This is a genomic window from Vibrio sp. C8 (assembly GCF_054051265.1).
In genome coordinates this window covers 1-25,871 of record NZ_JBPAOE010000053.1, presented here as the reverse complement: position 1 = coordinate 25,871, position 25,871 = coordinate 1, and the positions used below count along the sequence as shown (strand labels likewise).

Genomic DNA, 25,871 nt, shown 5'->3' with positions numbered 1-25,871 from the left:
CTCGCTGATTTTGATCTGACTATCTTTTGTTTCAGTTAAGTTTCACGTTAATGTTGTTATTGGTTATAAGGTTTTGTTTAATCTAAATATTCATACCCCGGTACGGTTAAGAAGTTGGTCAGTTCATCACTGGTGGTGAGTTTCTCCATCAGCTCAGCGGCTTCGCTAAATCTGCCAGAGTTAAAACGTTCTTCACCCAGTTCTGATTTCACCACCTGAATTTCTTCAGCAAGGTATTGACGGAACAGCTCTTTGGTTACGGTCTGACCGTTATCCAACGACTTTTCGTGTTGTATCCACTGCCAAATTGATGTGCGCGAAATTTCTGCTGTCGCGGCATCTTCCATCAGTCCGTAAATCGGTACACAACCATTGCCGGAGATCCAAGCTTCGATGTATTGCAGCGCAACGCGAATGTTATGTCTCATCCCCTCTTCACTTCTTACACCTTCACATGGCGCCAACAATTCTTCTGCTGTGATAGGCGCATCAGACATACGGCTCACATCCAACTGATTGCCACGTTCACCAAGTACTTGGTTGAAAACATCCATTGCTGTGTCAGCAAGCCCAGGGTGAGCAACCCACGTACCATCATGACCGTTATTCGCTTCTAACAATTTGTCATTGCGAATTTTGTCCTGAACCTGTGCATTCACTTGTGGATCTTTAGCTGGAATGAATGCCGCCATACCACCCATCGCAAATGCTCCACGCTTATGACAGGTATAAATCAGCAAGCGCGAGTAGGCGTTTAGGAATGGTTTATCCATAGTCACAACTTGGCGGTCAGGCAGTACACGGTCAGCATGTTTTTTCAGAGTTTTGATATAGCTGAAGATGTAATCCCATCGACCGCAGTTGAGGCCAACAATGTGTTCTTTCAGTGCAAACAGAATTTCATCCATCTGGAAAACCGCAGGCAGTGTTTCAATCAATACCGTGGCTTTGATGGTGCCTGTTTCTAAACCAAAATAGTCTTCTGTGAAATGGAAAACATCGCTCCACCACTTCGCTTCTTGGTACGCTTGCAGTTTTGGCAGATAGAAATAAGGACCACTGCCTTTTTTCAACAGAGCTTTGTAGTTGTTGAAGAAGTACAAAGCAAAATCAAACAACGCTCCCGGAATAATCTGCCCGTCAAACGTCACATGTTTTTCACGTAGATGCAGACCTCGAACGCGACAAATCAATACTGCTGGGTCTTCCTTGAGTTGATAGTTTTTACCGTTGTCTGGATTGGTATAACTGATGGTGCCATTCACTGCGTCTCGCAAGTTGATTTGACCATCCAAAACCTTATCCCAAGCCGGAGACATTGAGTCTTCGAAATCAGCCATGAATACTTTTACGTTTGCATTCAGAGCATTGATAACCATTTTTCTATCGGTTGGCCCCGTAATTTCAACGCGGCGATCCTTAAGATCATTCGGAATACCGAGGATTTTCCAGCTTCCTTCACGAATATCTTTGGTTTCACTCAGGAAGTCCGGCAACTGACCGTTGTCGATTGTTTGCTGTTTACGTTCACGCTCTGCAAGTAACTCATCTACTCTTGCTGCATAACGAACACACAGTTCCGATAAGAAAGCTTGCGCTTCACTAGGAAAAATTGCTTCGTGCTCTGAGTTGAGCTCTCCAGTGATTTTTAATCGGGAACAAAAACTAGCATCTCTCTCGAGAGCAATATTCGAATCTGACGTTTGAGCGAACATATCTTCTTCCTTTTTATTTAAAATTTCATTTGTAACTTTAAAACTACAAATTGAATTTTTAATTTCCTGAGCTTCCCTTGCTTCCCATGCCTATACAATCCCTCAAACAACATCAGATCGCAACGTATTTAAGACTAGACATAGGTCTACAAAACCTAAACAAACACTAACTTACAAAGGGGTTTAGTAAAAGCCCAAAAATGCATATCGGCAAAATTCAAAGTTTTGTTCGGTTGATATTTTAAGTACTTCGCAGGCAACAAAAATGTAATTAATTACGTAATATAATTACATTAAAAATCGAAGTGTAAAATCGCTTTAAACAACAGCAAAGGCGCTTTGAAGATCAAAGAGTGCAGAAGTGGTGGTAGCTTAGACGGAGAAAGCCGTTTTTCTTTAAACATCGAGCAAGACAAAAACTGTAAAATTAACTTTGTGAATTTTTACAATTTTATGAAAGCTTCATAATTTTTAGTCTTGTGAAATTTCACAGAAAAAGCGATTCGAAAAGTATAAAAAACTAAAAAATGCACCTTCACCAGTGCATTTTAACTATAAGCTGATCGTCTATATTTGCGAACCAATTGAAGTTTCTACTCAGCAGAGAGCGAATAAGGTGTTCAAAGTCTGTAAAAAGCAGAAACCTCAACCGGCAGGACATGCGACTAAGCGCTACAACATCTCTGAAAGCAAATCCGCAAGGAGGTTAAAAGTATGACTGCGAGATGAACTTGGACGCCATATCAAACCAATCTCCCTATAGGCCTGCTGACCGGGAGGATCGATAACCACGAGATTCTGGTTTTCTAATAGACCGTGTTCAATCGCCATTTGTGGGATAAACGTCGTCCCCAATCCATTGGCAACCATCTGTACTAAGGTATGTAAACTCGTGGCTGTGAATGGATTAATCTTCTCTTTCTCTGTTAGCTTACAGGCAGAAACCGCGTGTTCCGTTAAGCAATGTTCGTTCTCCAACAAGAATACAGATTCATCAGGCAAGTCTGCGTACTTGATGGGAACTCGAATAGCATCGGCTTGATGTCGGCTGATCACCATACGAAAAGCATCACGGCCGACAATGCGACTTTCCAGATTTCCAATATCCATTGGCAGAGCAAGGATCAGAACATCTAACTCTCCATTTCTCAGGCTCTGAAGCAGATTCGTCGTAGTATCTTCGCGTAGTAAAAGATGCAACTTCGGATAACGCAAGTTAACCTCTTGCACCAAATCCACCAGCAGAAACGGCGCTATTGTCGGGATACAACCCAGTCTCAGTTGCCCTTCCATCGCATCGGTTTGACACAGTTTACCAACTTCGACTAAATCCTGTCCTTTAGCGAGTAGCTCTCGCCCTCTTTTTACCACCTGCTCTCCGGCAAGGGTAAAAACCAGAGGACTTTTTTTATCTTTCTTTTCATACAGCGGGCAACCAATTAACTCTTCAAGGTTTTGAATGCCTTTGCTCAAGGTAGATTGACTCACAAAACAACGTAATGCCGCCTCGCTGAAGTGGCGGGTTTCATGCAGTGTCACTAAGTAATGAAGCTGCTTTAAGCTTGGCCATTTATTCATAGTAATTATTATCTTTGAGGTATTTCGGTTCAGTGAATTATGATTTGGGCTATTATCGCTTTTTTCGATTAAGTTAATCTATTTAATTCGCTTTTTTCTATTTAAGAAAATGTACTATAGTTTGTCTCGTACATACATGGACTAAGCCGACAACAATGAAAGTCGGCTTATCATAATTTAATGCTTAGGAGCAAAAAAATGGTACTAGTAGGTCGTCAAGCCCCTGATTTTACTGCTGCTGCGGTACTTGGTAACGGTGAAATCGTTGATACATTCAACTTCAAAGAATTCACTAAAGGTAAGAAAGCAGTTGTATTCTTCTACCCTCTAGATTTCACTTTCGTTTGCCCATCTGAATTGATCGCATTCGACAAGCGTTTTGAAGACTTCCAAGCTAAAGGCGTTGAAGTTATCGGTGTTTCTATCGATTCTCAATTCTCTCACAACGCATGGCGTAACACGGCTATCGCTGATGGCGGTATCGGTCAAGTTAAATACCCTCTAGTTGCTGACGTTAAGCACGAAATCGTAAAAGCTTACGATGTTGAGCACCCAGAAGCTGGCGTTGCTTTCCGTGGTTCTTTCCTAATCGACGAAGACGGTCTAGTACGTCACCAAGTTATTAACGACCTACCACTAGGCCGTAACATCGACGAAATGCTACGCATGGTTGACGCACTAAACTTCCACCAAAAACACGGTGAAGTTTGCCCAGCGCAATGGGAAGAAGGCAAAGCAGGTATGGACGCATCTCCTAAAGGTGTTGCAGCATTCCTATCTGAGCACTCAGACGATTTAGGCAAAAAATAATCACTTCTTAGCCCGCGCTCAACTCGGGTTAATGGTTGGACAATATATAAAGCGATAACGCACCGCCAATCAGTTAAGAAGTAAAGTCTTGTAAAAGCTCAAAGCATCCGCTTTGAGCTTTTTTATTGGGCAAAAAGATCGCACAGCCATTAGATAAAAACATCTCTGATTGGTATACACTTATCCCCACATCAAATAGCTGCGAGCCCATCATGAACTACAACATCGAAGTGTGTATCGACAATCTTGAATCTCTACATTTAGCGATCGAAGGGGGAGCTAACCGCATCGAACTTTGCTCTTCTTTGGCTTTAGGTGGACTCACACCAAGTCTTGGCATGATGAAGCAAGCTGCGAGAATTTCGTCTGTTCCTGTTTATGCCATGATCCGCCCTCGCCAAGGCGATTTCCTTTACGATGAAGACGATATGGAATCCATGTTGTATGACATCGATGCGGCGGCTGAAGCGGGTTTACAAGGTATCGTGTTTGGTATTCTGACCCCTGAAGGAAAGGTTGATACTCAGAAATGCGCCCGAATCGTCAATCACGCCAAACTGAATGGGTTAGGTGTGACTTTTCATCGAGCCATCGATCAATGCCAAGACTATCGCCAAGCATTAGAAGACATCATCGAACTCGGCTGTGAGCGAGTACTAACTTCAGGTCTCGCCAGCAATGCATTAGCGGGGGCAGATGTCATCGCAGAAATGGTACAACTTGCAGATGGACGCTTATCCATTATGGCGGGAGCAGGTGTATCAAGTGACAACGTGGAAGTCATTGTCACTCACACCTTGGTCAAAGAAGTACACTTATCAGGAAAATCAACGCGAGCAAGCCACATGATGTTGGTGGCAAACAGCGCAAAAATGGGAAATCAAAACCTCGATGACTTCATCGTTCCTGTGACGAATCCAGAAGCCATACGCAAAGTCGCGGAAATTGTAAAATCGCTTATGTAATGATTATTCGCGTTGGATTTTAACGTAATGCATCATCAATAGACCGTTCGCCCAAGTGGCGAACGTCTTTGCCTTTAACGAAGTAGATAATGTATTCACAGATGTTTTGACAACGGTCGCCAACACGCTCAATCGCACGTGCAGACCACATGACTTGCAGAATATGCGGAATGTTTTTCGGGTCTTCCATCATATAAGTCATCAACTGACGAATCACAGATTCGTACTCTTTATCTAACTTATCGTCCAACTTATAGACTTCTGCTGCAGCTTCCACATCCATACGAGCAAACGCATCCAAAACTTTGTGCAGCATGGCTACAGCACTGCGACACAACGGTTCTAGAGACACCTGAAAATGACTCTCTTTTGAAGAAGGGCTTTCAATCGCTACGTATGCCATTTTGGTTGCGACATCACCGATACGTTCAAGATCGGTAATGGTTTTGATGATCGCCATAATCAAACGCAGATCTTTTGCCGCAGGCTGACGCTTAGCGATAATGCGAGTACATGCTTCATCAATCGATACTTCCATCGCATTCACTTTGTGATCATCACGCACAACCTTTCTTGCTAGCTCAATATCTTGCTTATTCACCGCTTGCATCGCGAACGAAAGCTGCTGCTCAACCAATCCGCCCATGGTTAATACATGAGTACGAATGGATTCAAGCTCAACATTGAATTGACCAGAGATGTGGCGACCTAACTGCATGATGGTTCCTTAACTCGCAAAGTTCTTCTGCAAAAACTGCTTTTGTTCGTTTATCCGTATCGACCAGTAATGTAGTCTTCGGTTTTCTTTTTCAATGGCGAAGTAAAAATAGAGTCCGTATCTGAGTACTCGATCAATTTTCCCATATGAATAAAGGCGGTATGGTCACTCACCCTTGCTGCTTGTTGCATATTATGGGTAACAATCACAACCGTATATTTGGTTTTCAGCTCGTGGATCAGCTCTTCGATAGTTAGAGTCGAAATAGGGTCAAGAGCTGATGTCGGTTCATCCAGCAATAGCACTTCCGGTTCAATAGCAATCGCGCGAGCAATCACCAAACGCTGTTGCTGACCACCAGATAAGCCAAAAGCATTTTCGTGCAGACGATGTTTTACTTCATCCCAAAGTGCCGCTGCGCGCAGTGAGCGCTCAACTGCGTCATCTAACGCTCGGCTGTTCTTTATTCCCTGTAAACGTAGACCGTAAACCACGTTCTCGTAAATAGATTTAGGAAATGGATTGGGGCGCTGAAACACCATGCCCACTCGGCGTCTGAGCGTGGCAACATCCACATCCGGGTGATAAACGTTTTTGCCATGCAGCTTGATTTCACCTTCTACACGACACGCTTCCACTAAGTCGTTCATTCGGTTGATACAACGCAGCAAGGTCGACTTACCACAACCAGAAGGACCGATAAATGCCGTTACTTGTCCTTTAGGAATGCGCATGGAGATATCGCTCAACGCTTTTGTCTGACCATAGAAAAGACTCAAACCTTCAATTGAAATTGAGGTTTGCTGGTCAGTTAGATTGTTGACATCCAACGGGGCTTGATAGCCCAAAGTTTGATTAACAGAAAACATGCTTAATCTTGTCCTAAAGTACGATATTTCTCGCGCAAATTATTACGAATGCTGATGGCGGTTAAGTTCAAAGCCACAATAACAGTGACGAGCAAAAATGACGTTGCATAAACCAAAGGGCGCGCAGTTTCGATATTGGTGGTTTGGAAACCCACATCATAAATATGAAAGCCCAAATGCATAAACTTACGTTCCAAATGAACATAAGGGAACTCTGTGTCTACTGGTAAGCTTGAGGCAATTTTTACCACACCTACCAGCATCAATGGTGCAACCTCTCCCGCAGCACGGGCTATCGCTAATATCAGTCCTGTAATCATAGCAGGGCTAGCCATAGGCAGAACAATTCGCCAGATGGTTTCAAACTGTGTGGCCCCCAATGCCAAAGACCCGTGGCGTACAGAGTTTGGAATACGGGTTAAACCTTCTTCGGTCGTCACTATCACCACAGGCAAAGTTAATACTGCCAATGTCAGCGCTGACCATAACAAACCCGGCGTACCAAAGGTAGGTGCTGGTAAACGCTCTGCATAGAACACGCTATCGATAGATGAACCTATGGTGTAAACAAAAAAGCCTAAACCAAATACGCCATAAACAATCGACGGAACACCCGCCAAGTTGATCACCGCTACGCGAATAATGCGGGTAAAGGTATTGTCTTTGGCGTATTCATGCAGATAAACCGCAGCGACCACGCCAAGGGGCATCACGATAACCGACATCAGCAACACCAGAAATACAGTACCAAAGATCGCCGGGAACACACCGCCTTCGGAGTTAGATTCGCGTGGATTTTCAGATAAAAACGCCCAAACCTGTTTCGACCACTGCGTCAATTTTTCCAATGTGTTCATATCATTGGGATACCAGATATCCAGAATATGACTCACAGGAATTCTAACCCGAGTTCCAGCCATGTCTTCAACAATCAAAGTTTGCTGACCTAGCTGAGTTCTCAGTAAATCCAGATGTTCTTCAGCTTGTTTTCGTTTTCCATCCAGAACTTGCTTTTGCTGTTGATAGGCAACCTGATATTCATCGGTTAACTTACCGTTGAGCTCTAAACGTCTTCTCTCAAGTCTCAACTTTTCTGAAGCACTGCTGACAACCCGAATCTCTTGTTCAATCACTGTATCGATCTGCTCACGCAGCGTCGTCACTTCTTGTAATCCTCGCTCAAGAAGCGTTGAAATATAAGCACTGCTCTCACCATCGGCTCTTTCAAACCCGACCGGTTTTCCAAAAAACTGTCCATCACGAGTGCGCTCAATCACCGCCCAACCCGTTGGCTTTTCAGGTGCAGAAACGTTGTCAACCAACAGTGAAATAAAATCCGCCTGATAGAGGTCTCGGTTTGCGACTTTAATGCTTAAACGCTCTGTTGTTCCCTCTTCTAAAGCGTCGGCAGACAGAATGATATTCATCTCTTTCAAATGGCTGACAGGCACACTTTCAGAAGCGTATAGCTGCCCAATAATTACTTTGTTGGGCTCTGCTAAGTTGTGCCATTGATACAGAGGTGCAGGCCAGAAATAGGTCAATCCTTTCCAGCCGATCAACAGCAATAATCCAAGAACCGAGATCAAACTTAGGCTCACCGCACCGCCGGTAAGCCATATCCAAGGAGAGCCCGATTTAAACCACTTCAATAACGACATTTAGCCATCCAACCCGTTACAGTGAACGATAACGCGCACGAAGACGCTGACGAACCCACTCAGCGATCGAGTTCACTGCAAATGTAAACACAAATAAAAGCAATGCAGCCAAGAACAGAATTCTAAAATGCGAACTGCCCACTTCGGATTCCGGAAGCTCTACCGCTATGGTCGCAGACAAAGTACGCATGCCTTCCAGAATATTCCAATCCATAATTGGTGTGTTACCTGTTGCCATCAAGACGATCATCGTCTCACCCACAGCTCGACCTAAGCCCATCATAATAGCTGAGAAAATACCTGGGCTCGCGGTTAACAACACAACATTAATTAACGTCTGCCATGCCGTTGCGCCTAAAGCTAACGAACCGTCAGACAGGTGTTTCGGCACAGAGAAAATCGCATCTTCCGCAATAGTAAATATGGTTGGAATCACCGCAAAACCCATAGCAAAACCAACCACCAGCGCATTTCTTTGGTCGAAATCGATACCGTGTGACGCTAATAGCAAACGTATATCACCATCAAACAACCACATCTCTATTTCACTGGTAAACGATAAGATCAAAGCAACAAAAGCAATCAGCAGAGGTATCAATATTAAAGAGTGCCAGCCATGAGCTTTACGCATAATTGAACGTGGTAACCACGACCAAACCAGCCCCACCATGAAGATAGCGACAGGTAACAAAACAAACAATGCAGTGATAGATGCCAGATTCGTCTCAACGATCGGAGCAAACCATAATCCAGCTAAGAAACCGATAATCACCGTCGGCAAAGCTTCCATCAATTCAATGGTTGGTTTAACGACGCGGCGCATTTTCGGCGCCATAAAATACGCAGTATAAATCGCCCCTAAAACAGCAATTGGCACAGCAAACAACATCGCATAAAACGCCGCTTTCAATGTACCGAATGCAATAGGCACCAAACTAAATTTGGCTTCAAAATCATCGCCACCAGATGTCGACTGCCATACGTACTGAGGCTCTGGGTAGCTTTCATACCACACTTTCTGCCACAAGGATGAAAATGATACTTCCGGATAGCCGTTATCCACCTCAGCGACACTGATAATGCCATCAGAATAAGTAGCCAAATAACGCTCGTTATCTGACATCGCAGCCAATGTCGGCGCTTTGGAATAAGCACGTTCAAAAATCACCAACTTTTCACTGGTGGTGTAATGACTTTGAACCGAGCCATTTTTATAAAAACTGTAGAAACCTTTGCGATAGGTATCAGGCAAAAGCATGGTCATTTCTGATGCCAACTTAAACTCGCGAATATGCGTGAGTTTGCGTTCACCTTGTTCAGAATCGCCAGTGTGCAGAACATCAAACCACTGGGAGACCAAACCGTCGCTGTGAGAAACTAATAGAGAATGAGCGCCAGACAGAAGGGTAATTGTCGTAACCCGATGTTTACTATCACCAAGGCTCAAATCAACCACTTCACGAATATGAAAACGCCCTCCATCACGAAGCGCCACCACGAGGTCTGTGCCTGAACGAATGTACAAGGTATTCGCATCCGGCGTCAGTACCAACTGGTCGACTTTGCCAAACTGAGTCGGGAATCGAAACTCTCCTTGCTGGTTTTGCGTGGAAGTATCCACCCAACGAACCAACACTGAGCTGTCATCGAGATAACTGGCAAACACGGTTTCCTCGTCAGTGACCGCAAAGCTGAATTGCTGAACCGATGCCCCTTGAGGAGAAAGCTTAAAGTTTTTAGGCAATGACAGATGTTCAAGTTCAGGCGTAAAACCGCGCCCTTGTTTGGTCATTGAATAAAGAAATTGAGGACGAACCACAACTACATTTCGTTCGCTATCTGCCATAGCAAACCAGCCAGAATCTCGTGTTGACGTGGCAAACACAGTGGGTTTTATGTTGAGGTGTTCAATCCAAATAGGAGAGCTTTTCTCGTGATTCAACAACCAAAACTCGGCGCTCGCATCTTTGTCGCTTTCGTTTGAACGAACGATAAAACCACGCTCACCATATTCATCAATAGCCAGATACTGAGGTGAAGAAGCTGAAATAGGCTGACTGGCAAAATTAGGTTCCAACTTTGAATCTGAAAATAAAGGAAGAACGACCATACCAAGGTAGATAAAGATCAGTACCAAAGCCCCCAGCACACTGACGCCGCCGCATGTCACTGCAAGACGAACCAAACGATCTTTGATTAATCGTTTTTGATCTCGTTCTTTCAATGAAAATGTGCTTTGAACCATTTAAAAATCTACCTATTTAACCAATTTGTCATACTATTTCCTTTAGGTGACAATTATATTACAAAGCGCATTAAACAACTGAAAATAAAACAACTCTACGAACAAAAATACTCACTGCAATAAAAATGTCACATTGGAGCAATATTTTGCATGAGTTAGCTACCATAGTTAACGACCACTGTTATCAACGTCAAAGAACTAGTCAGTAGGTGTATCATGAGTACGGATAAGCTGTATATCGACAAGGAACTGAGTTGGCTTTCATTTAACGAACGCGTATTACAAGAAGCCGCTGATAAAACCGTACCCCTTATCGAACGCATTCGATTTTTAGGCATTTTTTCCAACAACTTAGATGAATTTTATAAGGTGCGATTTGCGGATGTGAAACGCATGATCCTCATTAACCGCGAACGTGGTGGCAGCGATGAATCCAAACATCTGCTATCGCAAATGCAAACCAAAGCTTACAAACTCAACCAAGATTTTGATCAGCTCTACAGCGATCTGATCTTAGAAATGGCAAGACGACGTATTTTTTTGGTTAATGAGACCCAACTTGATGAAGCTCAGCAACGGTGGATAACCAAGTACTTCCAGAAAGAAGTACTTCCTCATATCACTCCCCTGTTGATGCGTGACGACATTGACGTTCTTCAGTTCCTAAAAGACGAGTACGCCTATATCACCGTTGAGTTGAAAAAAGGTGACCACTGCCAATACGCGCTAATCGAAATCCCAACCGATCACCTACCTCGCTTTGTCATGGTGCCAGAACAAAAAGGCAAACGTCGTAAAACCATTATCTTGCTCGACAACATTATTCGTTACTGTCTTGAGAGTATTTTCCAAGGCTTTTTCGATTACGACAGTATCGCGGGCTACTCAATGAAAATGACCCGTGATGCCGAATACGACTTAGGCCACGAAGTTGAATACAGCTTATTGGAGCAGATGTCTGAAAGTTTGAGCCAGCGTATTACCGCGATGCCCGTTCGCTTTGTTTATGAACGTGAAATGCCAGAAGCCATGCTGCGATTCTTATGCGATAAGCTGAAAATTTCCCACTATGACAGCTTGTTGCCAGGCAGTCGCTATCACAATTTTAAAGACTTTATTGGTTTTCCAAACTTTGGCCGTGATTACTTGGAAAACAGACCGTTACCACCGCTAAGTTGCGCTGATTTTGATGGTTACCCTAACTCGTTTGAAGCAATCAAAGCCAAAGACATTTTGCTTCACTATCCATATCACAGTTTTGACCACATTACCGAGTTTGTGAGACAAGCGTCTTTTGACCCAAAAGTCATCAGTATCAAAATTAACGTTTATCGCGTAGCAAAAGATTCACGCTTGATGAACTCATTAATCGATGCTGTCCATAACGGTAAACGAGTGGTTGTGGTGGTTGAACTGCAAGCGCGTTTTGACGAAGAAGCCAATATTGAATGGTCTCGAATTCTCACCGAAGCTGGCGTACACGTTATCTTTGGCGCGCCGGGTATGAAGATTCATGCCAAGTTATTACTTATCACACGTAAAGAAGACGATAACTTTGTTCGTTACGCGCATATCGGTACAGGTAACTTCCACGAGAAAACAGCCCGTATTTATACCGACTTCTCTCTACTGACTGCCGATGAGGAGTTGACAACGGAAGTTCGCAGTGTTTTCAACTATATTGAAAACCCATTCCGTCCGGTTAAATTTAACCATTTAATTGTCTCACCGCGAAACTCACGAACCCGCTTATATCGTTTGATAGACAGCGAAATAGCTAATGCCAAAGCAGGTAAAAAAGCGGCTATCACCATTAAACTGAACAACCTTGTCGATAAAGGTTTGATTAACAAACTTTATGGCGCCAGTGCAGCCGGAGTAAAAATCAGAATGATCATCCGAGGGATGTGTTCACTGGTTCCAGGTGTTGAAGGGGTAAGTGACAATATTGAAGTGATCAGTATCGTTGACCGTTTCTTAGAGCATCCGCGCGTGTTTATGACCCACAATGATGGCGACCCACAAATCTATATCTCTTCCGCAGACTGGATGACACGTAACATCGATTACCGCATCGAAGTTACCGCGCCTATTCGTGATGAGCGTTTGAAGAAAAAAATCATCGATATATTAAACATTCAGTTTACAGATACTGTAAAAGCGCGTGTTATAGATAAAGAGATGAGTAACAGCTATGTGAAACGTGGCAATCGTAAAAAAATACGTTCTCAAATAGCGATTTATGACTATCTTAAAAATGTAGAAAAGCAGACACGTAAACAAGGGGCTAGCGCCCATCAAGAGTAAGTTACCGCCTATGAACCAACCCATTTCAAGCCGTGAAATTGCCGCCATTGATTTAGGCTCCAACAGTTTCCATATGGTCGTTGCTAAAGTCGTCGATCAAGATTTACAACTTATCAGCCGTCATAAACAGAGGGTTCGTTTAGCATCTGGGTTGGATTCTCTCGGTAATCTTGATAATCCGTCAATTGAACGCGGTCTTGAGTGTTTAGCCATGTTCGCAGAACGAATTCAGGGCTTTGAACCTGAGAATGTTCGCATTGCAGCTACCCACACGCTACGCCGCGCCAACAACGCACACATTTTTATCCAGCGCGCTCGTGAAGTGATGCCTTTTCCTATCGAGATCATTCCCGGTAGTGAAGAAGCTCGTCTGATTTATCTCGGTGTTGCTCACACTCAGCCTCAATCTGATTCGATGCTGGTGGTGGATATCGGCGGTGGCAGTACCGAAATGATCATAGGCAAAGGCTTTGAAGCTGAGCTGGTCAATAGTAAACAGATGGGCTGTGTGAGTTACACCCACCAGCATTTTGCCAATGGCAAACTGTCGAAGAAAAACTTTGCGCAAGCCATCTTAGCAGCCGAGCAGAAACTTGAGTCTATGGCTTCTAAGTATCGTAAAAAAGGCTGGCAAAGTGCGTTTGGTTCTTCAGGTACCATCAAAGCAATTCACGAAGTTCTTATCGGTTTGGGCGACGAAGACGGCATTATCACTCCAGATCGATTAAACAAGTTAATCGACAAGTTGTGCGAATGGAACAAGATTGACGATATTGAATTGCCGACGCTGACTGATGATCGCAAGCCGGTATTTGCGGCGGGTGTGGCGATTCTGTCTGCGATATTTAAAGATCTTCATATCAAGGAGATGCACTTTTCCGACGGTGCATTACGTGAAGGTCTGCTTTACGAAATGGAAGATCGCTTTAAATATTCTGATATTCGTCTACGCACCACAGAGAATCTTGCGGCTAAACACTTAGTAGACCTTGAACATGCCGCTCAGGTAAAAGGCTACGCACGCGATTTTCTCGACAACGTATCCTCTGAACTCGGCTTAAAAGCAGGCAGCGAATTGTTTGATCTACTGGAATGGAGCGCATTGCTGCACGAAGTAGGTTTGAGCATCAGCTTACAAGCATTCCATCGTCACTCTGCTTATATCCTGCGTCATACCAACATGCCGGGCTTTAACAGTGAACAACAACTGGTGCTTTCAACCTTGGTTCGTTTCCAACGCAAAGCGTTAAAGCTCAATGAAATGACAGACTTCTCTTTGTTTAAGAAGAAACACATTACTGGTCTGATCCGCGTTTTACGTCTGGCTATTTTAGTCAACGGACAACGTAATGATGATGCATTACCAGAACTCACCTTAAGTGCCAAAGATGATGAATGGACTTTAAGCTGTGTTGATAAAGACTGGCTGGAAAACAACAAACTGCTGCATGCCGATTTACTCACAGAACAAGAGTACTGGCGTGCCGTCGGTTGGGATCTTAAGTTCTAATTTTACCCGTTCATTAAAAAGCCTCGCATTTCGACGAGGCTTTTTTGTCCGTTACTCAATCCCTACTTTTTGCAGTTCTTGACTGGCGATTTCAGCGGAAATCGGCACATAACCATCTTTTGCTACTAGGCTTTGCCCTTGTTTGGAGAAGATAAAGCGGATGAATTCCCGTTGAATCGGCGTTAAATCACGCAACGGATTTTTATTCACATAAACAAACAGATAACGTGAAAGTGGATACTGACCGGAAAGGATATTCTCGTGGGTCGGCAATACATAATCGGTACCAGATTTGGCAATCGGCAGAAGTTTCACGCCCGATACCTGATAGCCGACACCAGAATAGCCAATGGTGTTAATTGATGATGCCACCGACTGAACCACCGAAGCCGATCCCGGTTGTTCGTTCACATTGCGTTTGAAGTCACCGCCGCAAAGCGCATTCTGTTTAAAGTAACCATAAGTACCGGATACTGAATTGCGTCCAAACATCTGTATGCCACGCTTTGCCCAGTCATAGCTCAAACCCAGATCTTGCCAAGTTTGTGAAGACTTGGCCGCTCCGCAACGCAGTGTTTCCGAGAAAATGCTGTCTAGCTGGTTGAAGTTCAGCCCTTCAATCGGGTTATCTCGATGGACAAATACGCCAATGGCATCAATCGCGACGCGCAACTCTGTGGGTTTGTAGCCGTAAGCGCGCTCGAAGGCTTCAATCTCTCTCATACGCATTGGTCGGCTCATCGGGCCAAATTGCGCAGTGCCCTCGGTTAACGCTGGAGGAGCAGTAGCTGAGCCGGATGCCTGCACCTGAGAATCGACGTTCGGATAGAGCGTTTGAAATTCTTCGACCCACAGTGTTGTCATACCTGCAAGTGTGTCTGAGCCTACCGACAACAAACTGCCAGCAACACCCGATGTTTTGGTATAGTCCTGTAACTTCTCAACCGCATAAGCCATCTGAGCAAGCATTAACGATGCAGCAATACAACACTGACTGAGTTTTATCATCGTACGACCAAACGTTTAGGCAGAACAAAAGAGAACTTACTTCCCTTGCCTACTTCACTTGCGATATCAAGGTGCGAATCATGATGTGATAGTGCGTGTTTTACAATAGCCAAACCAAGGCCACTACCACCAGTATCACGAGAACGAGCTTTGTCTACGCGGTAAAAACGTTCAGTTAAACGATGTAAGTGCTGTGGCTCAATGCCATCGCCCTTATCTTCGACTTCCAAACAAGCACCTTGCGCGTTTTGATACCAACGGACATAAATTTCAGCACCCGGAGGCGTATATTTCACCGCATTGTAGACAAGGTTAGAGATCGCACTGCGCAACTGATCTTCGTCCGCCAGAACTTTAAGCTTCTTATCTACTTCAAAAGTGAGCTTGTGTTCGTCACTACCGCTGAGACTGATGGCTTCTTTTTCCAGAATTTCCAGCATGCTAGGTACATTAACCACTTCTTCAAGCTCGTGCATCGGTGCAGCTTCGATTTTCGACAGAGTCAGAAGCTGATTGACCAAACTGTTCATGCGGTTGAGCTGCTCAGTCATCACGCCATGCGCCTTGCCCCACATCGGCCCAGACAAGACTTCTGGGTCTTCGGTCATTTCCAAATAGCCCTGTAGCACTGTCATTGGTGTGCGTAGCTCATGAGAAACGTTGGCAAAGAAGTTACGGCGCATACCTTCTAGCTGTTTAAGCTGAGTGACATCACGAACCACCATCAAATGCTCACCTTCGGTATAAGGCACTATACGCAGTTCGAGCATACGTTCTACGTTGAGTGGTGAGCGCATTTCCAGAGGCTCGGAAAAGTCATCTTTTTGCAGATACTTGATGAAATCCGGCGTACGAATCAAATTGGAAATCGGCTGACCAGAATCGTCAGGCCAGCGAAAGCCGAGCAGGTGTTGAGCTAAGCGGTTACACCATACGATGTTTCCTTCGCTACGAAAAACCACCACCGCATCAGGTAATGATTCTGCACCGTTGCGGAAACGACGAATCAGGTTAGTCAGCTCTTTGCGTTTTTTGCGTTGGCGTTGTTGTAGTCGGTAAATACCGTTAAACAAAGACTCCCAGTTGCCAGAACCAGAAGGTGGGGTCAGGCGTTTCTCATCCCATAACCATGCCGATAAGCGCAACTGGTTATGCAGATGCCAGACAAGCTGAATCGCCGTTGCTGCCAGTAGCAACCACGGCATATATCCAAAAATCCATCCAACCACTATCCATGGAAGGTAAAAAAAAGCCAGCTCCCAAGCCAGCTTTTTCCAAGTCAATCGTTCAACCATAATCTCTCGAACTTGATCCTTTTTAAGCCTTTTATTTTCAAGGCTGGCGCTTATGAGCCTAACTCTTTACGCTTTCGTTGAGAAGCGGTAGCCAGCACCACGAACCGTTTGTATCAACTTATCGTGCCCGGCATCTTCAAGGGCTTTGCGCAATCGACGAATGTGCACATCAACGGTACGATCTTCCACATACACATTGGTACCCCATACGTTATTCAATAGTTGCTCACGACTGTACACTCGCTCTTGGTGAGTCATAAAGAAGTGCAGCATTTTAAACTCAGTTGGCCCCATATCTAGCGGGACATCGTTGGCTGTCACTCGGTGTGAAACAGGGTCTAACTTCAAACCTTGCACATCGATCAACTCTTCCAATGCTGTTGGTGTGACTCGGCGGATCACCGCCTTCAAGCGAGCGACAAGTTCTTTAGGTGAGAAAGGTTTAGTGATGTAGTCATCAGCACCCACTTCTAATCCGCGAACTTTATCTTCTTCTTCACCACGAGCAGTCAGCATAACAACCGGAATATTACGAGTCAGCTCTTCACGCTTCATGTGTTTGATAAAGTTAATGCCACTACCACCAGGTAGCATCCAATCAAGTAGAACAAGATCAGGGAAGGGTTCAGCTAACTTCTCTACCGCAGTGTCGTAATCTTCTGCTTCCACTGCTTGGTAGCCTTTCTGTTCAAGAACAAAGCAAAGCATCTCTCGGATTGGCGCTTCGTCTTCAACAACTAGAATCCTTCTAGACATATTTGAATAACCTTTATTTTAATTAACAGTATAACCAAGCATCTTGAAGTCACTTGAGCATATGCATTATGAAAAATGAATATGACACTTTTGTGACTATTGCAAACAATTTTTAATATAAGTTTCTTATCTTGTTCATGGTTTTATATTACTTGGCACAAGTTGATAATTTTTGTGTTTCGCCTAAGACATAGACGGGAAAATCCCCTATCATGTTGGCCTTTCGAACAAGGAAAAGAAAAGATATGTGGTTTAAAAACTGTATGGCTTATCGTGTTAATCGCGAAGTCAATTTCAACGCCGATCAGCTAGAAAAACAACTGGCAGAGTTCCGTTTCACGCCATGTGGCAGCCAAGACAAACAAAAATTTGGCTGGGTTCACGCACTGGGCAAACACGGCGACATGATGACTCACGTTAGCGAAGACCGCATTCTCATCTGCGCCAAGAAAGAAGAAAAAATGCTACCCGCTTCAGTGATTAAAGACTCTCTTAACGAGAAAGTCGCATTGATGGAAGCGGAAGAAGGTCGTCCGCTGAAGAAAACAGAAAAAGACAACATCAAAGATGACATCATTGTTGATCTTCTTCCTCGTGCCTTTAGCCGCAGCCATCTAACTTACGTTCTGATCATGCCAAAAGAAGGCCTGATTCTGGTTGACGCAAGCAGCTATAAGAAAGCGGAAGATGTGCTGGCATTACTACGTAAGAGTATGGGCAGCTTGCCTGTAGTACCGGCTATTCCTGAAGTGGCAGTAGAAACAACTCTGACTGAGTGGGTCAAAGACGGCAATTTGCCGCAGGGTTTCCAGTTGCTTGATGAAGCCGAACTGAAATCTTTCTTAGATGACGGCGCAGTAATTCGTTGTAAGAAACAAGAGCTGACCAGCGATGAAATCCTTAGCCATATTCAGGCGAACAAAGTGGTCACTAAACTCGCCTTAAGCTGGCAAGATCGTTTGAGCTTTGTGTTGGCGGAAGATTGCAGCATTAAACGAATTCAGTACAGCGATGAACTCAAAGATCAAAACGAAGATATTCCTCGTGAAGATCAAGCAGCTCGCCTAGATGCTGACTTATCTCTACTGTGCGGTGAATTCTCAGCATTTCTACCAAATCTGTTTGAAGTGCTTGGTGGTCTTCCACAAGCTGACGCTTAATTTCTTCATTTCTGACTCTGCCTTCGCGGAGTCAGTTTTTCCCTACTTTTCTTCCCCTTATATTCTTAATCTTTACTAGGCACAGCTCACGTTTTGACGTAAAATTTGCGCCCCTTCCAATACCATCAGGTGGTATTGGCCTGACTTGTGATCAGATTGAGAAACAAACAATGACAACTGAAAATACTTTTGTACCAGAGCTATTATCTCCAGCGGGTAGCCTTAAGAACATGCGTTACGCATTCGCATACGGCGCTGATGCTGTTTATGCTGGCCAACCTCGTTACAGCCTGCGCGTACGTAACAATGAGTTCAACCACGAAAACCTACAGATCGGTATTAACGAAGCCCATGCTCTAGGTAAAAAATTCTACGTGGTATGCAACATTCAACCGCATAACTCAAAGCTAAAAACCTTCATCCGTGACCTTAAACCTGTGATTGATATGGGCCCAGATGCTCTAATCATGTCTGATCCGGGTCTTATCATGATGGTTCGTGAAGCGTTCCCAGAAATGGCTATTCACCTTTCTGTTCAAGCAAACGCGGTTAACTGGGCAACAGTTAAATTCTGGTCAACGCAAGGCGTTGAGCGTGTCATTCTTTCTCGTGAACTATCTCTAGAAGAAATTGAAGAAATTCGCGAACAGTGCCCTGAAATGGAAATTGAGATTTTCGTCCACGGCGCTCTTTGCATGGCTTATTCTGGCCGCTGCCTACTTTCAGGTTACATCAATAAACGTGACCCGAACCAAGGTACTTGTACTAACGCTTGTCGTTGGGAATACAAAGTAGAAAAAGGCAAAGAAGACGAAGCCGGTCAAATCGTAGAAGAGTTTGATCCAAATGCTGCGCAAGCTATTGAAGTTCAGGAAGAGCGTCCTGATAACACTCTCGGTTTAGGTAAACCTTCTGATGAAGTTGTGCTTCTTTCTGAAGCTCACCGTCCAGAAGAAAAAATGGCGGCTTACGAAGATGAGCACGGCACTTACATCATGAACTCAAAAGATCTGCGTGCCGTTCAACACGTAGAGCGTTTGACTCAGATGGGTGTTCACTCATTGAAGATCGAAGGTCGTACTAAGTCTTTCTACTACTGTGCACGTACTGCTCAGGTATACCGTAAAGCGATCGATGACGCAGTTGCGGGTAAACCATTTGATGAGAACCTAATGGGTACTCTAGAAAGCCTAGCTCACCGTGGCTACACAGAAGGTTTCCTACGTCGTCACACTCACGATGCATACCAAAACTACGACTACGGCTACTCAGTGTCTGATGCTCAACAGTTCGTTGGTGAGTTTACCGGTAAGCGCCGTGGCGATATGGCTGAAGTAGAAGTTAAGAACAAATTCATGCTTGGTGACAGCCTAGAACTGATGACGCCAAAAGGAAACGTTGTATTCACTCTTGAAGCAATGGAAAACCGTAAAGCAGAAGCAGTTGATGACGCAAAAGGCAACGGTCACTTTGTTTATATCCCTGTGCCTCAAGACATGGATCTTAACTATGCGCTACTGATGCGTAACCTGAATGCTGGACAAGATACTCGTAACCCAGTAGGCAAGTAATCATGGCGTTATTGATCACAAAGAAATGCACTAACTGTGACATGTGTGAGCCTGAGTGTCCTAACGGTGCCATCTCTATGGGTGACAACATCTATGAGATTAATCCGAACCTTTGCACTGAGTGTAAAGGACACTACGAGAATCCGACATGTCAGTCTGTATGCCCGATCACCAACTGTATCGTGACGGATCCGCAGCATGTAGAAACGGAAGAAGAGTTGCTTGAGAAGTTTGTGATTATTCAGGGATTAGCGTAATCGCTCTCTAAACACTTTAAAACGAAGCCCAGTCAGTGACTGGGCTTTTTGTTGCGTTCTAATCTCAATTATTTCTGAGCTAGACCTTTGTCATTCAGATAACCAAGCATATACGGTCTCGATTCCTGACTCAGCTTAGCGGTAATTTGATCCGACCAACCTTGTTGTTTCACATTGCTCGAACGACTTTGATAGTACTCAATCATAGTCTGGTCATACTCAGCTACCGCCTCTTTATTTAAAGGCTGATAACTGTTCTCGTGAACAATCACATCCGCCCCTAAACGTGGCTTAAGTTGAGGATCTTGGTCTGGATGACCCAGACACATGCCAAACAGCACTGCGCTGTATTTCGGTAATCCTAGTAGCTCATCCACTTGTTTTGGTGAATTACGTAGACCACCGATGTAAACACCACCCAGCCCCATTGATTCGGCTGCCAATAAGCAGTTTTGCGCCATGATTCCCGAGTCTACCGCCCCTATCAATGTCAGTTCCATAAACTCAGGCTTCACATTTGGGTTCATCTCATAGTGACGTTGATAGTCGATACAGAACACCAGAAATTCAGCAGCTTGAGCAACGTAATGTTGGTTGCCAGATAGCTCTGCCAGCTTCTGACGCTTCTCTTTATCGGTTACGCGAATAATCGAAACCACTTGAAGCAAGCTTGAACTGGAAGCCGCAATACCAGACTTAATGATGGTATCTAACTGCTGCTGAGTGATCGGAGTATCTTTAAAAGCACGTATCGAGCGATGGTTTAAAATCGTATCAATAACGGAATTCATCAACTTACCCCTTAATAATGCTGAGCATTATCGTAGTAGCCAGTAGGACTTAGAGCGGTGAAGATGACTGCAACATTTGAATCCTGACCAACAATGCCTTTCACTTGTTCGGTCACAATCGCTGCCACCTTATCTTGCACTTCCTGCCCACGATCAAACCACAATACTTCCACAAATGGGTATGCAGCAGCTACCTCACCTTCTGCATAGAAAGTGGTGTAGATATATTCGAAAGTGAAATCTTCACGAGGAGAATTCATCAAAGACTGAAGTGAATCCGTGAGAGGTTTTGACAAGTTTTGCACCGTTTGAGGTTCTACAGCGCGGAAACGAAAATGTGGCATAACTTACTCCTTCTTTTTGAACATCATAACAGCTTCAAAAATAGGGAGCGACAGTAAGTAACGGCTCTTGCATCAAAGTTCAGGTCTTAACATTCAATACAAGAGCCACTTGGTTCCATTTACTATGCTTTTAAATGTTCACCGAAAAAGGTCAAAGTGCGTTCCCAAGCCAACTCCGCTGCTTCTTCGTTATAACGCCCCGTAGAGTCGTTATGGAAGCCGTGATTAACGCCTTTGTATACGTGCGCAGTATATGGAACTTTGTTTGCCATCAGCACTTTTTCATAATCAGGCCATGTAGCATTCACTCGCTGGTCAAGTTCTGCAAACTGCAATAACAACGGCCCTTTGACATTGGAACGAATGCTTTCAGCTGCAGGTGTTCCGTAAAAAGGTACTCCGGCATCCAGAGCGTCTGGCATCGTGGCAGCAAGCATATTCACAACATAGCCACCAAAACAGAATCCAACAGCACCCAATTTTCCTGAGCTATTGGCATGAGATTTAATAAACATTGCAGCAGCAATAAAGTCTTCTTCAATCTTGGCTTTATCCATACTGCTTTGCATCGCTCGACCATCGTCGTCATTGCCCGGATAACCACCGAGAGGGAATAACGCATCAGGCGCAAATGCGATATAACCATTCATCGCCAGACGTCTTGCAACATCTTCAATGTAAGGATTCAAACCTCGGTTTTCATGCACAACCAAAACTACTGGCGCAGTTCCTGTCAGCTCACGAGGCATAACTAAATAGCCTCGTCCTTTGCCATGTCCTTTTGGAGAATCAAATTCCACGTAAGTGGCTTTGATCTTTGCATCGTTAAAAGATACCTGTTCTGCCAAAGCGTAATTAGGTAGTAAAGCAGAAGTGAGTACTGTCATGCTAAAACCCAATACTGCGAGCCCAGATAGTCGTCTCATAAACTCTCTACGGTCAATCAGTCCATGAGCATATTCGTCGTACCAGTCAAATGCTTCTTGCGGTATTTCCCTTGTTTGTTGGTTTTGGCTTGCTAGGGTATCAATACGTTCTGTCATGAAATGTCCTTAGTTCATTACGAATCATTCGCCTTTACTTAACAAATCTTAGACCATGCTCTGCGACTTAAGAGAACAAAATTTATCAAATTTGTAACAATTAAAAACGCGAGATTAGGTTTTAGGCATTCTCTTCCAACTCGCCATTTTCTCTGGCTGCGATAGCAAAATTAAAGAGCCTCTATTTTTATGAAATGCATCGAAATAACATCTGGTGCACCTTAAGTCCATTGGTCAAAGATTAATAAAATACCGTTTCTTTTTCTTCAGCGCTCCGTTAAGAACTATTTACCTCGCTTCAAAGTAATTTAGTCGATAAGCGTTGTTCTCTTTCGTTCTCTAGGGCTTCATCAATGACCAAACTCTACTCCCCAGAATACAAACCTTGCCAATCGCATCGCTCATTAACCAATAAACCTACGGTGAGTGCCAACCATCAACAATTCTCTACGGCTGGTTTCTTTCACACCGAATCATCTCCCAGAGAGTTGTTTAATTTTGGTACTGGTTGGCGATTCTTTAAGGGCTCACATCCTCAAGGGGGTGAACTGTCTTTGGATGACAGCCACTGGGAAATCATCAATGCTCCGCATTGTGTTGAATTGCTCCCAGAGGATGCCAGCGGAAGTATTAACTATCAGGGAGAAGTCTGGTATCGCAAACACTTTGACCTACCCGATAATTTCTCTCACAAACGTATTTTCATTAATTTCGAAGCGATTCAGGGCAAATCTCAAATTTGGATCAATGGGCAGAAAGTAAGAGAAAATTGCGAAGGTTTTCTCGGTATGGTTTTGGATATCACCGAATATGTAAACGTTGGCTCAAGCAACCTGATCTGCGTAATGGCCGACAATAGCGATGATTCCAGTTTCCCTGCGGGTAAAAATCAGTCCGAGCTCGATTTCACCTATGTCGGTGGTATGTACCGACATGTTTGGCTGTATACCACAGCGCACACCTACATTACCCATGCCAATCAAGTCGATGAAGTTGCTGGAGGTGGCATATTTGTGCATTTCGATAAAGTTTCACTGCAAAGTGCCACTGTAAATATTAAATCCCATTTAGCGAATACAGATGTTCAAGATTGCACCCTGACTCTGCACACCCGCTTATTTGATTCTCAAGGAAGCGAAATTACATCGACCAACGCAGATATTGTGCTAACAAGTCAGCAGAACCTACATGCAGAACAGTCGATTACGGTTGAAAATCCAAAGCTCTGGCACCCTGACTCTCCGCATCTTTACTGGTTAGAGTGTTCGCTCTTCAATCAGGCAGGAGAAAAAGTGGATGAAGTCCGTATCAGAATTGGTATTCGAACTATCGAATTGCGTGGCGAAGATGGCCTATATATCAACGGACAAGCATTTGAAGATAAACTTATTGGTGTTAACCGTCACCAGTATCACGCATATGTTGGTACAGCTCTGAGCAACAACTTACATTGGTATGATGTAAAAAAGCTCAGAGATACAGGTATGCGCGTCATCAGAACAGCGCACTATCCTCAGTCTCCGGCTTTCATGGATGCGGCAGATGAACTTGGTATGTTGCTTCTTATTCCTTCCATCGGTTGGCAATTCTGGAATGATTCTCCGCAGTTTGTGTCGCAAGCAAAATCCAATATCAGACAGAAGATCCGTCGAGATCGTAATCATCCATCGATTATGGCTTTCGAACCCGCTCTTAATGAAACTCACCAGCCGGAGAGTTTCCTCAAAGATATCTATTATATAGTCCACGAAGAGCAGCCGTATGGCGCTATCGTACCTCTAGATAGCTACCTTGAAGCCCAACAGTTTTCCGATATGGTTTATGCCCACCCGAATCAAATGAGAAGTAACAAACTCTCAGCAGGCGAGTTTAAGTTTGACTTATTCAAAGGCAAGGCTAGCTTTACCCGAGAATGGGGAGACAATGTGGATGACTGGAACTCCCATAATTCAAGCAGCCGCGTTCATCGCAGTTGGGGGGAACAAGCTCAAATTATCCAAGCCATGCACTATGCTCTCGGTTCTGGAGATGGCAGTCATCAATATGCGACCAGCATCAACACCCTTTTTCAAACCCCAAGACAGCATGTAGGCGGCACGCTATGGCATGGCTTTGACCATCAACGAGGTTATCATCCAGAACAGTTCTGGGGCGGTATCATGGATGCATTCCGTCAGACCAAATACGCTTATGATCTGTTCTGCGGCCAACGTAATCCTCTCGTGGAACACCCTATTGCTGAAAGCGGCTATCACATTGCGATTCTGCATGAAATGACGCCTATTTCTTCTTCAGACGTCATCGTGTGCAGTAATGCAGACCAAGTTAGATTAACTTTCTGTGGTATTGAAGTGGGAACCGTTTCGGTCAAAAACACCACCACAGGCATTCCATTTAAACCTGCCAAATTTAAAAATGCTTATGACTTTATGACGGTAAAAGATAAACACCGAGCAGACTTGTTTGAGGATGCTTGCCTTATTGCAGAAGGATTAGTTGACGGCGAAATGGTTTGTCGTGAAGTTAAATATCCGGCAAGGCGCCCTACGCGTATACGACTCCGCTTATTGGATGACAGCACACCTATCATCGCAGACGGTTCTCAGTTGGTTACTATAGTCGCTGAAGTGACAGACGAAAGCGGCAACATCAAACGCTTAGCAAGAAACAGTATTACTTTTACGGTACTGGGTGAGGCCGAATTGATTTCGACAGAGCGCATGAATTCGAATCCAAGATTAGTCGAATGGGGAACAGCACCAGCAATGATCCGCACCTCGTTACAAGCAGGAGAAATACGTATACAAGCCAAACCTAGCATAGAAGGCGTACATTCATTGATTCCTGATGAAATGGTTCTGTATTCAAAACCAAGCACTCATCAACTACTGGCAAAAGAACAGCGAGAATGGCTTGTTGACGAAAAAGAACTGCGTGAAAAAGCTTCTCAATTTGCTCAAGCTAAGCAGCAAAAAATCACAGCATTAAAGGACATGACTTTGCGTCTAAAAGGCGTTGAAGCTCAGCAAACAGAATGCGGAGAAACCTCTGAATAAGCGTTAGTTGATTAGCGCTAATAAAATAATAAGGCCACACGGTAATAAGCTATGTGGCCTTAGTTTTTTTGTGTTGGCGGAATCCTCTTCTCTGCCAATTGAACATTCCAGCAACCAGCCAGACGACAGATGTTGAAAAGCCCCAGTCTTTCGACTGAGGCTTCTAATAATGGCAGGGGTGGAGAGATTCGAACTCCCAACACGCGCTGATT

20 protein-coding genes are annotated in these 25,871 nt (G+C 44.2%); 8 read left to right on the top strand and 12 right to left on the bottom strand.

The window, feature by feature from the left end; all coding sequences use genetic code 11:
• Positions 1-77: 77 nt before the first annotated feature.
• Both aceB and ACRQQK_RS20415 read right to left on the bottom strand, forming a co-directional pair.
• Positions 78-1,715, bottom strand: a complete 1,638-nt coding sequence (aceB, locus tag ACRQQK_RS20420; RefSeq protein WP_457514472.1) for a malate synthase A — start codon at positions 1,713-1,715, stop codon at positions 78-80.
• 672 nt (positions 1,716-2,387) lie between these two features.
• A complete protein-coding gene (locus tag ACRQQK_RS20415; protein WP_102963922.1) occupies positions 2,388-3,293 on the bottom strand; it encodes a hydrogen peroxide-inducible genes activator in 906 nt (301 codons plus the stop codon).
• A 198-nt stretch (positions 3,294-3,491) separates the two neighbouring features.
• Here ACRQQK_RS20415 and ACRQQK_RS20410 point away from each other — a divergent pair, with 198 nt between their 5' ends.
• A complete protein-coding gene (locus ACRQQK_RS20410) occupies positions 3,492-4,103 on the top strand; it encodes a peroxiredoxin C (protein ID WP_457514471.1) in 612 nt (203 codons plus the stop codon).
• Positions 4,104-4,315: 212 nt separating this feature from the next.
• Positions 4,316-5,068, top strand: coding sequence for a copper homeostasis protein CutC (locus tag ACRQQK_RS20405; RefSeq protein ID WP_457514470.1), 753 nt, complete (start codon positions 4,316-4,318; stop codon positions 5,066-5,068).
• A 19-nt stretch (positions 5,069-5,087) separates the two neighbouring features.
• Here ACRQQK_RS20405 and phoU read toward each other — a convergent pair whose 3' ends face one another.
• Genes phoU through ACRQQK_RS20385 form a run of 4 tightly spaced genes read right to left on the bottom strand, consistent with a single transcriptional unit; the run spans position 5,088 to position 10,561 of the window.
• On the bottom strand, positions 5,088-5,786 hold the full coding sequence (gene phoU, locus ACRQQK_RS20400) for a phosphate signaling complex protein PhoU (protein ID WP_457514468.1): 699 nt from the start codon (positions 5,784-5,786) through the stop codon (positions 5,088-5,090).
• 50 nt (positions 5,787-5,836) lie between these two features.
• Positions 5,837-6,655 (bottom strand): phosphate ABC transporter ATP-binding protein PstB, encoded by an 819-nt coding sequence (gene pstB, locus ACRQQK_RS20395; protein ID WP_102954635.1) that lies wholly within the window; start codon positions 6,653-6,655, stop codon positions 5,837-5,839.
• Between the two features lie 2 nt (positions 6,656-6,657).
• A complete protein-coding gene (pstA, locus tag ACRQQK_RS20390) occupies positions 6,658-8,316 on the bottom strand; it encodes a phosphate ABC transporter permease PstA (RefSeq protein WP_457514466.1) in 1,659 nt (552 codons plus the stop codon).
• A gap of 16 nt (positions 8,317-8,332) precedes the next feature.
• Positions 8,333-10,561, bottom strand: coding sequence for an ABC transporter permease subunit (locus tag ACRQQK_RS20385; RefSeq protein ID WP_457514465.1), 2,229 nt, complete (start codon positions 10,559-10,561; stop codon positions 8,333-8,335).
• Positions 10,562-10,777: 216 nt separating this feature from the next.
• On the opposite strand from ACRQQK_RS20385, the gene ppk1 reads away from it, so the two are divergent.
• Positions 10,778-12,868, top strand: coding sequence for a polyphosphate kinase 1 (gene ppk1, locus ACRQQK_RS20380; protein WP_457514463.1), 2,091 nt, complete (start codon positions 10,778-10,780; stop codon positions 12,866-12,868).
• 10 nt (positions 12,869-12,878) lie between these two features.
• Positions 12,879-14,378, top strand: coding sequence for an exopolyphosphatase (gene ppx, locus ACRQQK_RS20375; protein WP_457514461.1), 1,500 nt, complete (start codon positions 12,879-12,881; stop codon positions 14,376-14,378).
• A 51-nt stretch (positions 14,379-14,429) separates the two neighbouring features.
• Here the strand turns inward: ppx and ACRQQK_RS20370 are convergent, their stop codons facing one another.
• From ACRQQK_RS20370 to phoB, 3 genes are all read right to left on the bottom strand, one after another.
• Positions 14,430-15,347 (bottom strand): PstS family phosphate ABC transporter substrate-binding protein, encoded by a 918-nt coding sequence (locus tag ACRQQK_RS20370; RefSeq protein WP_457514661.1) that lies wholly within the window; start codon positions 15,345-15,347, stop codon positions 14,430-14,432.
• 35 nt (positions 15,348-15,382) lie between these two features.
• Positions 15,383-16,681 (bottom strand): phosphate regulon sensor histidine kinase PhoR, encoded by a 1,299-nt coding sequence (gene phoR / locus ACRQQK_RS20365; protein WP_457514460.1) that lies wholly within the window; start codon positions 16,679-16,681, stop codon positions 15,383-15,385.
• Between the two features lie 66 nt (positions 16,682-16,747).
• Positions 16,748-17,437, bottom strand: a complete 690-nt coding sequence (gene phoB, locus ACRQQK_RS20360) for a phosphate regulon transcriptional regulator PhoB (protein WP_042489603.1) — start codon at positions 17,435-17,437, stop codon at positions 16,748-16,750.
• A 245-nt stretch (positions 17,438-17,682) separates the two neighbouring features.
• Here phoB and rdgC point away from each other — a divergent pair, with 245 nt between their 5' ends.
• From rdgC to ACRQQK_RS20345, 3 genes are all read left to right on the top strand, one after another.
• Positions 17,683-18,597, top strand: coding sequence for a recombination-associated protein RdgC (gene rdgC / locus ACRQQK_RS20355; RefSeq protein ID WP_042489601.1), 915 nt, complete (start codon positions 17,683-17,685; stop codon positions 18,595-18,597).
• A gap of 170 nt (positions 18,598-18,767) precedes the next feature.
• Positions 18,768-20,168, top strand: a complete 1,401-nt coding sequence (trhP, locus tag ACRQQK_RS20350) for a prephenate-dependent tRNA uridine(34) hydroxylase TrhP (protein ID WP_102969662.1) — start codon at positions 18,768-18,770, stop codon at positions 20,166-20,168.
• Between the two features lie 2 nt (positions 20,169-20,170).
• Positions 20,171-20,425: a YfhL family 4Fe-4S dicluster ferredoxin gene (locus ACRQQK_RS20345; protein ID WP_457514457.1), complete on the top strand. Its 255-nt coding sequence runs from the start codon at positions 20,171-20,173 to the stop codon at positions 20,423-20,425.
• Between the two features lie 68 nt (positions 20,426-20,493).
• Here the strand turns inward: ACRQQK_RS20345 and nfsA are convergent, their stop codons facing one another.
• The 3 genes from nfsA to ACRQQK_RS20330 form a co-directional block, all read right to left on the bottom strand.
• A complete protein-coding gene (gene nfsA / locus ACRQQK_RS20340; RefSeq protein WP_457514455.1) occupies positions 20,494-21,216 on the bottom strand; it encodes an oxygen-insensitive NADPH nitroreductase in 723 nt (240 codons plus the stop codon).
• 11 nt (positions 21,217-21,227) lie between these two features.
• Positions 21,228-21,560, bottom strand: a complete 333-nt coding sequence (locus ACRQQK_RS20335) for a DUF1904 domain-containing protein (RefSeq protein WP_457514453.1) — start codon at positions 21,558-21,560, stop codon at positions 21,228-21,230.
• A gap of 122 nt (positions 21,561-21,682) precedes the next feature.
• Positions 21,683-22,603: a dienelactone hydrolase family protein gene (locus tag ACRQQK_RS20330; protein WP_457514451.1), complete on the bottom strand. Its 921-nt coding sequence runs from the start codon at positions 22,601-22,603 to the stop codon at positions 21,683-21,685.
• Positions 22,604-22,956: 353 nt separating this feature from the next.
• Here ACRQQK_RS20330 and ACRQQK_RS20325 point away from each other — a divergent pair, with 353 nt between their 5' ends.
• Positions 22,957-25,659 carry a sugar-binding domain-containing protein gene (locus tag ACRQQK_RS20325; protein WP_457514449.1) on the top strand — a complete coding sequence of 901 codons (2,703 nt, stop codon included), beginning with the start codon at positions 22,957-22,959 and terminating at the stop codon, positions 25,657-25,659.
• Positions 25,660-25,871: the final 212 nt, after the last annotated feature.

Bases quoted from the DNA above. Each gene is read 5' to 3' on its own strand.
- aceB (WP_457514472.1), bottom strand. From the start codon at position 1,715: ATGTTCGCTCAAACGTCAGATTCGAATATTGCTCTCGAGAGAGATGCT.
- ACRQQK_RS20415 (WP_102963922.1), bottom strand. From the start codon at position 3,293: ATGAATAAATGGCCAAGCTTAAAGCAGCTTCATTACTTAGTGACACTG.
- ACRQQK_RS20410 (WP_457514471.1), top strand. From the start codon at position 3,492: ATGGTACTAGTAGGTCGTCAAGCCCCTGATTTTACTGCTGCTGCGGTA.
- ACRQQK_RS20405 (WP_457514470.1), top strand. From the start codon at position 4,316: ATGAACTACAACATCGAAGTGTGTATCGACAATCTTGAATCTCTACAT.
- phoU (WP_457514468.1), bottom strand. From the start codon at position 5,786: ATGCAGTTAGGTCGCCACATCTCTGGTCAATTCAATGTTGAGCTTGAA.
- pstB (WP_102954635.1), bottom strand. From the start codon at position 6,655: ATGTTTTCTGTTAATCAAACTTTGGGCTATCAAGCCCCGTTGGATGTC.
- pstA (WP_457514466.1), bottom strand. From the start codon at position 8,316: ATGTCGTTATTGAAGTGGTTTAAATCGGGCTCTCCTTGGATATGGCTT.
- ACRQQK_RS20385 (WP_457514465.1), bottom strand. From the start codon at position 10,561: ATGGTTCAAAGCACATTTTCATTGAAAGAACGAGATCAAAAACGATTA.
- ppk1 (WP_457514463.1), top strand. From the start codon at position 10,778: ATGAGTACGGATAAGCTGTATATCGACAAGGAACTGAGTTGGCTTTCA.
- ppx (WP_457514461.1), top strand. From the start codon at position 12,879: ATGAACCAACCCATTTCAAGCCGTGAAATTGCCGCCATTGATTTAGGC.
- ACRQQK_RS20370 (WP_457514661.1), bottom strand. From the start codon at position 15,347: ATGCTTGCTCAGATGGCTTATGCGGTTGAGAAGTTACAGGACTATACC.
- phoR (WP_457514460.1), bottom strand. From the start codon at position 16,681: ATGGTTGAACGATTGACTTGGAAAAAGCTGGCTTGGGAGCTGGCTTTT.
- phoB (WP_042489603.1), bottom strand. From the start codon at position 17,437: ATGTCTAGAAGGATTCTAGTTGTTGAAGACGAAGCGCCAATCCGAGAG.
- rdgC (WP_042489601.1), top strand. From the start codon at position 17,683: ATGTGGTTTAAAAACTGTATGGCTTATCGTGTTAATCGCGAAGTCAAT.
- trhP (WP_102969662.1), top strand. From the start codon at position 18,768: ATGACAACTGAAAATACTTTTGTACCAGAGCTATTATCTCCAGCGGGT.
- ACRQQK_RS20345 (WP_457514457.1), top strand. From the start codon at position 20,171: ATGGCGTTATTGATCACAAAGAAATGCACTAACTGTGACATGTGTGAG.
- nfsA (WP_457514455.1), bottom strand. From the start codon at position 21,216: ATGAATTCCGTTATTGATACGATTTTAAACCATCGCTCGATACGTGCT.
- ACRQQK_RS20335 (WP_457514453.1), bottom strand. From the start codon at position 21,560: ATGCCACATTTTCGTTTCCGCGCTGTAGAACCTCAAACGGTGCAAAAC.
- ACRQQK_RS20330 (WP_457514451.1), bottom strand. From the start codon at position 22,603: ATGACAGAACGTATTGATACCCTAGCAAGCCAAAACCAACAAACAAGG.
- ACRQQK_RS20325 (WP_457514449.1), top strand. From the start codon at position 22,957: ATGACCAAACTCTACTCCCCAGAATACAAACCTTGCCAATCGCATCGC.